Here is a 10043-nt window from a genome sequence, read left to right as displayed (position 1 = left end):
CTCAAGAGACAACACGACAATTGTCAGGGTTTCTCGCTCCGTGGCCGGGGCCATCCAAGGGACGACTGTTTTTCGGCCCGACAAGGTTAAACTCAGCGATGAAGACAAGGATTTGTTGAAGTTACTAAACCAGTGGGATCCCTACGTCGCTGAATTTTTCTTTGGTGGACGAACGATAGTCGTCGAAGGGGACACGGAGTATTCCGCGTTTAGGGAAGTCGTTTTGAGCAATCCAACAAAGTATCGTGACGTCCATGTCGTTCGTGCCAGAGGAAAGTTTATCGTCCCGATCATCGCCAAGATCTTGAACCACTTTGGCACCCCTTATGCTGTGCTTCACGATACCGACCGTCCAAAAGACAAGAATGGCAATGGGAACGCTGCTTGGACCGCCAATGAGCGTATTCTCGCTGTGGTCAAAGATGCGCCGGAGCCCTCTGCCGTGCGTTTGGCTGCAAGTGTGATTGACTTTGAACATGCGATGTTCGGGACAACGGCCTCGAGCGATAAGCCATTTGCGACAGTCATGAGAATGCGCAAAGAAGCCTTGGCTTGGGAGCGAGTCCAGTGGCTGCTCGATTACCTCCTATTTGAACGTGATGACGCACCGGCTGGAGTGTTGGCGTATAACAACGTTGCGGAGCTAGAAGCCGCCGTTGCTGCAGAGGAACCCGCCACAGTGCCAGCGACTGCAACTTCGCTGCCCAATGCGCCCGAGGAAACGCAACCTGAGTAGGTCTAACCGATAGTCAGATATTTACTTGGCGTTTGGTGCCACTACATCGTGTAAGTGTTGATTAACGAGCTTTGTGCAACTTATCCTGGTCATCATTAACCGGGGCACATAGCTTGTTAGATATTATTGAACGGATCATCGAACTGCAAGCCGAATGGACTGCGGAGAACACTCCGGCAATGCAGGAGCGCGGTAGACTAGTTCGGGACACACTTCCAGAGGCGCTGCGTCGCCTTACGCCTGCCTTGTCTCTCAGGCTAAACGTCGAGGAAGAGGACGTTGGAGTTGTCGGACGCGATGGATCGGGACGAAAGACCGCAATCCCCTGGGTTAGGATATTCTCTCGTGAGCGCTCCCCAGACCCGCGCAATGGCTGGTATCTCGTCCTTCTCTTTCACTCGGAAGGCGAAAAATTATACCTCTGTCTGAGCCACGGGTCGACGGATTGGACTGGGGGCGAGTTCAAAGCGAAACCGGCCGAAGAAGTTGCACCCCTAATGGAATGGGCAGGCAGGCTACTTTCGCCATACTTTGCCCAGCACACTGACCTTGTAAAGAAGATTGACCTTGGTAGGCGGGGGAAGCTGGGGCGTCCGTATGAGGCATCGACCCCTGTCGCAAAGTTGTATGATATTTCCAATTTGCCCACTGAAGCGGGCCTAGAGGAAGATCTTTTGATGTTTGCTGAGATGCTTCGGCTTATCTATGAACAAGACGACCTTGGTCGTTTGCCCAATTCGGGTACGTCTAGCTTCATAAAAGCCCAGGCAGAAATCAAAGCCATTGCAGAAGGTGGTCGCACAAAAGGAGGCCAAGGTTTCGGCCTCACTGCAGCCGAGAGGCGCGTTGTGGAAGATCGTGCAATGAAGGTGGCAGAAGATCATTTGGCGGCTAAGGGATATACCTGCGAGGTAACAGCTGATTGGGCCCCTTATGACATTGTCGCCAGCAACGACGATGAAGAGTTGATAGTGGAGGTGAAAGGGACGACTTCGGCAGGCACGCACATAATTCTAACGGCGAACGAGGTGGACGTTCATCGACAGCGCTATCCTGCCAACGCGCTCTGTGTTGTGCACAGTATCGAACTGATCAGAGAGGCCGCAGGCATCGAGCCCGTGGCGACAGGTGGTCTCTTGGTTATCTCGAAGCCATGGGATATTTCGCAGTGCGAAATGAAGGCATTAGCCTATCAAGTGAAGATCTAGCCCAATCGCGGTTGGTGCGGAATTCGAAGCACGGTATTTGGGGGTATGGCAGGCTGAATGACTGACTTGGCATCGCGGGGCCATTTGTTCAGATTGTGCCATCCCCTATCGGGAAGCTCGACCGGGGTACGGGGGGATACTAGCGCGAGCCTCTATAGTGATGCCACTTCAGAGATTTTGTCAAAAAATATTCTGCTCAAAAAAAATCGCCAGTCACTGCAGCGGGTGTTGCGCGAAATAGCTTCATTCCGCATCCGAGTGTTTGGGTCCCGCAAAGGATCATCTTTGCAGCCGGTCATGGACTTTGTAGAGGCTTCACCTCATATCGCGGATACTTAGCCAGAGCTGCGGCCTTGGCTTTGTTGGTGACAGTCCCGTATTTGTCGCCTTCATCCTTGCTATCATGCCCGGTGATGTCGAAGCTAATATCTCGTGGTATTCCAGCGTTGCGGGCTTCGGTCCTGAACCGGTGTCGCCAGCCATGGTTCGGTTGAACTTCAGGGTCTTCGACAACCTCACGAACGAAGTCCGTCACGCGGTTCTTGGTAGTGCGCCATGCGGCTCGCTGGGCTTTGTCGGTGTCGCCAAACACCTTCATAAAAAGGTGGCCCTCTTTAGCTCTGGACACGAACGCAGGAAATCCCATGTCCACGAGGTGAGCATGCAGCGGAACCTCTCTAAACTCGCCATCCTTCACGGTACCTGCCTCAGGGGTAATCTTGATGATCCAGAGGCCATCCTCCTGACGGAGGTCTTGCTTCCGAAGTTGGGCCATCTCCCCCACGCGTGCACCTGTGTAAGCACAAAGCCATGGTAGCCATCTCTTGGCGTTAGACAGGTGTTCCGAGGCCTTCCCTGAGCGCTTGTGATAGAAAGCGTGGGACAGAATAGCGACTGCTTCCTGATCGGAGAAACCGGGATCGCGGGTCCGCTTCTTCTTCACCTTTGCGACCTTCACGCCCTCGGCAGGGTTGTGGCTCACTTTCCGGTTGGCCATTCCCCAAACATATAGCTGCCGTATTCCGGGCAGGTCGCCACCAGTGATCGTCTTGAGGCCGACGCCTTGGGAAAGCCGGTGATCTTTAAACGCTATGATATCGTCTTCGGTCACTGTTCGTGCATCGTCATGACCTAAGAACTCTGAGAGCAACCTGGCCGCCCTCGAATAGGCGTCATATGTGCTGATAGCCCTGCCTGCGGCCTTAGCTTCGCGCCACCACCCTTCAGCCAATCCGGTTATGGTCTGAGACCCGTTCGGTAGCGGTTTGGTGGCCTTGGTCTCCTTTGGTAGTGCAAGCGGCGGGTAACGCGGCGCAATCGTGTCCGGGCTGTAATCGCCTCCTGCATTCTGTGCGAGGCGTACCGAAGCCAACGATAGCGAGACACCAACAGCATCTATGAGAGCGTTACGGCTGTCATTGTCTGTGGTGAGTCGGTGTTTCGCTAAGGTCTGGTCAACGGTGGGACCGAACCAGCTTTCACGCGCATCATGGTCCCCTGAAAGGGCCTTTGCGTGTAGCTGGATGATTTGCTTCCATGTTTCGGACGAACCGGGGTCATCTTCAAACGACGCCACAAGCGCGTTGTACACTTCTCCCGCAAGTGCGGCTATCTGTTTATGGGTTAGACGCTTCGGTCCGTCTCGGAGTGCCTGCCACACGCTATTCAGATAAGCGAGAGCGACAGCCTGCCGCTCCTTGGCTTCCCTTGGGTCCCGCGTTCGTAGCGATACTGTTACTTCGACGGCCTTGTCGCGCATCACGGTGTGAAGGACTTCTTCACCGACAGGAATGGCCAGCGTTATGCCACCGGTTTTACCGAAAAGGTCCTTCGGAATGCGCTTTCGGAATTGGATAAAGGTAGAGCCTTTACGGCGCATCGGACTTGCCATTCTGATATGCACTGTGTGTCACCCGTGTGTAGCAATGGGTGAGCGAAAGACCTAGCAATATCAGGAAGTTGAACGTAATCAATACGTTCTAAATGGAATGGTGCCCAGAAGAGGACTCGAACCTCCACGCCTCGCGGCACAGGTACCTGAAACCTGCGCGTCTACCAATTCCGCCATCTGGGCGACGGACACGCATGTAAGGGGGTGGCCGTCCGGTGTCAACAGGGTTTTTGAAGTTTTCGTGGCAATCATGAAAAAAGCGGGTGGAGCCCGGGTCAAACCCGGGCTGCAGCCCATGCGCTGATCAGGCCAAGTCCCTGTTCCAGCAGGGCCTTTGCCTCGCTTTCGCTCGATGCTTCCACGTAGCAGCGCATTTCCGGCGCGTTGCCGGAAGGGCGGAAATGGATGATTCGGTTATCCACAAGTGTCACCCGCAGGCCGTCGATATCGCTCTTGGAAGCGACCGTCGCGATCGGCTTCAGGAAATCTGAAAGATTGGCGTCGGAGGCGCGCAGATAGGCCATCAGCGCGGCACTGGTTTCTACGGGAAAATTCTCCAGACGGTCGGCGGCGGCAAAGGGCAGGCGGTAGCTGCTGGCAACGGCCGAAAGCGATTTGCGTGCCTTGGCGGCGGTATAGAGCGTCGCGAGAATCGGCAGAAAGCTGTCGCGCGTCGGCAGCGGCTCGAAAGCTTTTCCCTCGACGGTGAAGCGGCTGGCCGTCAACGTACCACCATTGGCCTCGAAGCCCATGACATTGGTCTTGCCGGCCGCAATAGCCTCGTCCATGCCGGCGATCACATAGGGAGAGCCGACGCGGGTGCGGGTGACGGCATAGGAACCAGCGGCCTCGATGCCGGAATTGGAGGTGACCGGCGTCACCACAACATCGGCGCCGAGGAAATTTGCTGCGATGAGGCCAAGCAGATCGCCGCGCAGGGGCTCGCCGGTTTCGTCCGCGACCAGCGGCCGGTCACCGTCGCCATCGGCCGAGACGATGGCATCCAGGCCGTGCTCGGGCGCCCAAGCCTTCATGAGGCGGATGGTTTCGGCGGAGACCGCTTCGGTGTCGACCGGAATGAAGCTGTCGGAGCGGCCGAGCGGCACGACGCGGGCGCCGTAATGGGTAAGCACCTGACCGAAGAGATCACGTGCCACCGTGCTGTGCTGATAGACGCCGATGGTGAGGCCGGCGAGGCTGCCTGGAGGCAGCAGGCCCTTGTTGCGCTCCAGGAACAGCGCCTCCGTCTCCGCCGTGCGGTTTTCCGCCTCGGCAGGGGTTTCGTCGAGCACTGAATCGCCAATCGCAAGCGCCTCTTCGCTGATCGCCACCTCGTCGCGCTTGTCGATTTCGCCATCAGGGCGATAGAATTTGATGCCGTTGCGGTCGGCGGGGATATGCGAGCCGGTGATCATCAGCGAGGCGGCTTTCAGCTGCAGGCCGTAAAGCGCCAGCGCCGGCGTCGGCAATGTGCCGCAGTCGATCGGCGTCAGGCCGGCCCGCTTCAGCGCGCCGATGCAGGTGGCGGAGATTGCCGGGCTCGATTCGCGGAAATCGCGGCCGACGAGGATGAGGTCGCCCGGTTTGGCATGGCCGTTTTTCAGCAGATGGCGGGCAAAGGCTGTCGCGTAGAGCGCCGATGCCCGTCCGGTGAGGTCTGCGGATAGGCCGCGAAGGCCGCTGGTGCCGAATTTCAAGCTGCTCACAGGCAATCTCCCTTGCAATGGTTGGGCTGTTATGGCGCAAGCGGTGGCGGCGATCAACTCATCGTGGATCGATAGGTTCCGGTTGCAGCAGCACTGGTTTTGCCATCGTCATGACCCCAACTAAGATAAGAGGTGCGGCGGCCCGCCATAGGTTCGCAGCGTCTGGAACAGGAGTATGTCATGGCTGTTTTTCATAGGATCGCGTTTGGCTGCGTCCTCGCGCTTGCCTCGCTGTCGCAGGTGGATTTCGCTACGGCCGCCTCGGACTCCCGGAAGCTCATCACTCCGCCGCGCACCAATACGGTCATCTGCGATTCCCGTGGCTGTTTCGGTTTCGGCGAGCGGCAGTTCTACACCCGCCCAGGTCAGCCGCTTCCGATCACGCCGCCCTATAACGGGGGCCTCAATCGCTTTGGCAGCCCGCGAGTCCAGGTTCCTCCGCGCGAAACCTTTACGCCACCGCCGAGAACAGTCTATCCCTCGCCGGCCCAGCAGCTCAAGCGACATCAGACCTGGTGCGCCGAGCGCTACCGGACCTACAATCCCGGCACCGACAGCTATACGACGATCAACAACGGTACCAGGCCCTGTCGTTCGCCCTTCGACTGATGCCCGCGCAGCGGGCCTAGCTCTCCAGCGATGCGCGGTCGGTATGGCCGAGATCGCGTTCGGGGTCGATGACATCCCGCACCCGCTGCTTCAGCTCCTTCGGCCCGGGAAAGCCGCCATCCCGCTTGCGTTCCCAAAGCAGCTCGCCGTCGATGCGGATTTCGAAGACCCCGCCGGTGCCGGGGATCAGCGCCACTTCGCCAAGGCTGTCGGTAAAGGTCTGCAGCAGCTCCTGCGCCATCCAGCCGGAGCGAAGCAGCCAGTTGCATTGCGTGCAGTAGAGAATGGTGATCCGCGGCTTGTCGCTCATCGTCCTGATCCTTCGTTGTTTGCTGAGATCTAGGCTCAACTTTAGTCCGCTGCAAGCCAAAGCAATTCCAGGAAAAGTGCCAGGCGGTTTTCCGTCCGGAATTGCGCAAGGACAGACGGCCGGAGTGGTTCGACATTTCCGTTGAGTGTTGAAACGCTCTGGCCACTTGCCTCTCCTGCCGCCTCATGCTCATCTCTGGTGGTAACATTGCTCGGGAATCAACGGTATGCGCGTCGCCATCATCGAGAATATGAAGAACACCCCGCTCGGCGCTCTCGGCATAGCGCTCGAAGAGGCCGGAGCCGAGATCGACTGGTTTCGCCCCTGGGGCGGCGAGGCCTTGCCGAAGGAAACGAGGTCCTGGGACGCTCTGGTTGTGCTCGGCGGCGAACAGAGCGCCCGCGACGACCACACCCATCCCTATCTGCCCGAACTGGCAGGACTGATGCGCCGCTTCGAGAGCGAGGACAAGGCCGTGCTCGGCATCTGCCTCGGCAGCCAGATTCTAGCGCGTGCCTACGAGGCCGAAAATCTGCTCGGCACCGCCCATGAATTCGGCTGGAAGACGGTCGGCCTCACTGACGAGGGCAGGAAAGACCCGTTGCTCACCGATGTCGGCGACGAATTCACCATCTTCGAATGGCATGGCGACACCTTTACCTTGCCTGATGGAGCCACGCGCCTTGCCGCCAATGGCGTCACGCCGAACCAGGCCTTCCGCATCGGCCGTGCCACCTATGGCACGCAATTCCACTTCGAGGCCAATGCTGCCGTGGTCGAGCGCTGGCGCGGCGAATTCAGGGACACCATCGAGCGTAAGGAGCCGGGCTGGCTCGATCGCTATCCGGAACTTGTCGCCAAGCATGCGGCGGCAGCCGAAACGGCCGGCCTTGCCATCGCAAGGGCCTGGGTGCGGACGATTGGCGCTGAGGCGAAACTTCCCCAGGTCGCAGAGGCTTGAGGATCGTAAAGAATCTCTAGTTAATCGCGCGACAGTCGAATCCGACAGCGATGTGCCGCGCGTCGATAATTCATGACATGGGAGGAAATGACATCATGAGCACGCTGGAATTACCGAACGAGGGCGGTTGCCGTTGCGGGCAGGTGCGGCTGAAGATCAGCGCCAAGCCGATGCTCACCATGGCCTGCCACTGCACGGGTTGCCAGCGCATGACCGGCGGTCCCTATTCGCTGAGCGCCGCCATCCCCTCGCAAGGCTTCGAGGTGACGCAAGGCGAGCCTGTCATCGGCGGCTTGCACGGCGATGTCATCCATCACTATTTCTGCCCGCATTGCATGAGCTGGCTATTTACGAAGCTCGAAGGCGTCGACTGGTTCGTCAATGTCCGCGCCACCATGCTCGACGACGCCACCTGGTTCACGCCCTTCATGGAGACCTGGACGAGCGAAAAGCTACCATGGGTGACGACGCCGGCCAAGCACAGCTTTGCCGCGCTCCCGGCGATGGAGGAGTATGAAGGGCTGACGAAGGAGTATATGGGGCAGGGGTAAGGCTGACGTGGTGAAGCCCGCTGTCAGAACTGACGGTATCGTGCAAAAGGCAAACCATGTCTTTCGACATAGGCATTTGCCTTTGCAATCGCCTCGGCATTTTCGATCAACCAGAGACGCTCGCGCTCAATCTTGCTGACGCGAGCGGCCTTATCTTCAATGGGAGGTGAGGTACCGCTCTTCGAGTCGCTCACTCATCCCCCATCTTCAGAGCGGCAATAAACGCTTCCTGCGGGATTTCGACCTTGCCGAACTGCCGCATGCGCTTCTTGCCTTCCTTCTGCTTGTCGAGCAGCTTGCGCTTGCGGGTGGCGTCGCCGCCGTAGCACTTGGCGGTCACGTCCTTGCGCAGCGCCTTCACCGTCTCGCGAGCGATGATGCGCCCGCCGATGGCGGCCTGGATCGGGATCTGGAACATATGCTGCGGGATCAGGTCCTTCAGCTTCTCGCACATGACGCGGCCGCGCTTCTCGGCGGCGGAGCGGTGCACGAGCATGGAGAGCGCATCCACCGGCTCGGCATTGACGAGGATCGACATCTTGACCAGATCGCTCTCGCGATAGTCGGTCAGGCTGTAGTCGAAGGAGGCATAGCCCTTGGAAATCGACTTCAGGCGGTCGTAGAAGTCGAAGACGACTTCGTTGAGCGGCAGATCGTAGGTGATCATGGCGCGGTTGCCGACATAGGTCAGCTCGGTCTGGATGCCGCGGCGGTCCTGGCAAAGCTTCAGGATCGAGCCGAGATAATCGTCCGGCGTCAGGATCGTCGCCTTGATCCACGGCTCGCGGAATTCGGCAATCTTGACGACGTCGGGCATGTCGGCCGGATTGTGCAGCTCGATCTCGGTGCCGTCGGTCATGGTGAGTTGATAGACGACCGAAGGGGCCGTCGCGATCAGGTCGAGATTGAATTCGCGCTCCAGGCGCTCCTGGATGATTTCCAGATGCAAGAGGCCGAGGAAGCCGCAGCGGAAGCCGAAGCCGAGAGCGGCAGACGATTCCATTTCGAAGGAGAAGCTGGCGTCGTTGAGGCGCAGCTTGCCCATGGCGGAACGCAGATCCTCGAAATCGGCGGCATCGACAGGGAAGAGGCCACAGAACACGACAGGCTGCGCTGGCTTGAAGCCCGGAAGAGCCTCGGCAGTCGGACGCTTGTCCTCGGTGATGGTATCGCCGACGCGGGTGTCGGCCACTTCCTTGATCGAAGCGGTGATGAAGCCGATCTCGCCGGGGCCTAGGCTGTCAACGGCGACCATCTTCGGCGTGAGAACACCGACACGCTCGATCTGGTACTTCGCGTCCGTGCCCATCATGCGGATGGTCTGGCCCTTGGTCAGCGTGCCGTCGATGATGCGCACGAGAACCATGACGCCGAGATAGGTGTCGTACCAGCTGTCGACCAGCAGCGCCTTCAGCGGCGCCTTCTCGCCGCCCGCGCTTTTCGGCGCCGGCAGCTTGTGCACGATGGCTTCGAGAACGTCGGGAATGCCGAGGCCGGTCTTGGCCGAAATCAGCACGGCATCCGAGGCGTCGATGCCGATCACTTCCTCAATCTGTTCCTTGATGCGGTCGGGTTCGGCTGCCGGCAGGTCGATCTTGTTGAGGACGGTGACAAGCTCGTGATTGTTGTCGATCGCCTGATAGACGTTGGCAAGCGTCTGCGCTTCAACACCCTGAGAGGCGTCGACGACAAGCAGCGAGCCCTCGCAGGCCGATAGCGAGCGCGAGACTTCATAGGCGAAGTCGACGTGTCCGGGCGTGTCGATCAGGTTGAGGATATAGGTCTCGCCGTTCTGAGCCTTGTAGTGCAGGCGCACGGTCTGGGCCTTGATGGTGATACCGCGCTCGCGCTCGATCTCCATATTATCAAGCACCTGCTCCGACATCTCGCGCTCGGCAAGGCCGCCCGTTGTCTGGATCAGGCGGTCGGCCAACGTCGATTTGCCGTGGTCGATATGGGCCACGATCGAGAAGTTGCGGATATGCGAAAGCGGAGTGGTGGAATTGGTGCTCATGCGCGCCATATAGCAGCGCCGCCCCGCGCCGCAAAGCGGAAAAGCGGGGCTTTGGCT

Annotated in this window: 9 protein-coding genes, 1 tRNA gene and 1 pseudogene; 5 read left to right on the top strand and 6 right to left on the bottom strand. The window is 58.9% G+C overall.

Annotated features, from left to right (window positions below; all coding sequences use genetic code 11):
• Together AC13QY_RS17935 and AC13QY_RS17930 are read left to right on the top strand one after the other, a co-directional pair.
• Positions 1 to 736 (top strand): TOPRIM nucleotidyl transferase/hydrolase domain-containing protein (locus AC13QY_RS17935; RefSeq protein ID WP_488493760.1); only part of this gene is annotated, 736 nt, incomplete at its 5' end.
• 113 nt (positions 737 to 849) lie between these two features.
• Positions 850 to 1944 carry an MrcB family domain-containing protein gene (locus AC13QY_RS17930; protein ID WP_488493759.1) on the top strand — a complete coding sequence of 365 codons (1095 nt, stop codon included), beginning with the start codon at positions 850 to 852 and terminating at the stop codon, positions 1942 to 1944.
• A 295-nt stretch (positions 1945 to 2239) separates the two neighbouring features.
• On the opposite strand, the gene AC13QY_RS17925 is transcribed toward AC13QY_RS17930, so the two are convergent.
• From AC13QY_RS17925 to AC13QY_RS17915, 3 genes are all read right to left on the bottom strand, one after another.
• Positions 2240 to 3823 carry a tyrosine-type recombinase/integrase gene (locus tag AC13QY_RS17925; protein WP_488493758.1) on the bottom strand — a complete coding sequence of 528 codons (1584 nt, stop codon included), beginning with the start codon at positions 3821 to 3823 and terminating at the stop codon, positions 2240 to 2242.
• Between the two features lie 110 nt (positions 3824 to 3933).
• Positions 3934 to 4018, bottom strand: a tRNA-Leu gene (locus AC13QY_RS17920).
• 92 nt (positions 4019 to 4110) lie between these two features.
• Positions 4111 to 5532 (bottom strand): phosphomannomutase, encoded by a 1422-nt coding sequence (locus tag AC13QY_RS17915; RefSeq protein ID WP_488493769.1) that lies wholly within the window; start codon positions 5530 to 5532, stop codon positions 4111 to 4113.
• Between the two features lie 189 nt (positions 5533 to 5721).
• Here AC13QY_RS17915 and AC13QY_RS17910 point away from each other — a divergent pair, with 189 nt between their 5' ends.
• Positions 5722 to 6150: a BA14K family protein gene (locus AC13QY_RS17910; RefSeq protein ID WP_113329855.1), complete on the top strand. Its 429-nt coding sequence runs from the start codon at positions 5722 to 5724 to the stop codon at positions 6148 to 6150.
• A 16-nt stretch (positions 6151 to 6166) separates the two neighbouring features.
• Here the strand turns inward: AC13QY_RS17910 and AC13QY_RS17905 are convergent, their stop codons facing one another.
• Complete coding sequence (locus AC13QY_RS17905; protein ID WP_034514177.1) at positions 6167 to 6460, bottom strand: Rdx family protein; 294 nt, start codon at positions 6458 to 6460, stop codon at positions 6167 to 6169.
• A gap of 226 nt (positions 6461 to 6686) precedes the next feature.
• Between AC13QY_RS17905 and AC13QY_RS17900 the strand changes: the two genes are divergently transcribed.
• Both AC13QY_RS17900 and AC13QY_RS17895 read left to right on the top strand, forming a co-directional pair.
• On the top strand, positions 6687 to 7421 hold the full coding sequence (locus AC13QY_RS17900) for a type 1 glutamine amidotransferase (protein WP_488493757.1): 735 nt from the start codon (positions 6687 to 6689) through the stop codon (positions 7419 to 7421).
• 95 nt (positions 7422 to 7516) lie between these two features.
• A complete protein-coding gene (locus tag AC13QY_RS17895; protein ID WP_488493756.1) occupies positions 7517 to 7972 on the top strand; it encodes a GFA family protein in 456 nt (151 codons plus the stop codon).
• A gap of 23 nt (positions 7973 to 7995) precedes the next feature.
• On the opposite strand, the pseudogene AC13QY_RS17890 reads toward AC13QY_RS17895, so the two are convergent.
• A pseudogene (locus tag AC13QY_RS17890) lies at positions 7996 to 8109 on the bottom strand (type II toxin-antitoxin system CcdA family antitoxin); the annotation flags it as partial.
• A gap of 53 nt (positions 8110 to 8162) precedes the next feature.
• Positions 8163 to 9995 carry a translation elongation factor 4 gene (gene lepA / locus AC13QY_RS17885; protein ID WP_488493755.1) on the bottom strand — a complete coding sequence of 611 codons (1833 nt, stop codon included), beginning with the start codon at positions 9993 to 9995 and terminating at the stop codon, positions 8163 to 8165.
• Between the last annotated feature and the right edge of the window lie 48 nt (positions 9996 to 10043).

It is taken from the genome of Martinezella sp. CNPSo 3795, assembly GCF_057784475.1.
Note: the sequence above shows the minus strand (reverse complement) of the source record. Positions and strands in the feature narration are given on the sequence as shown.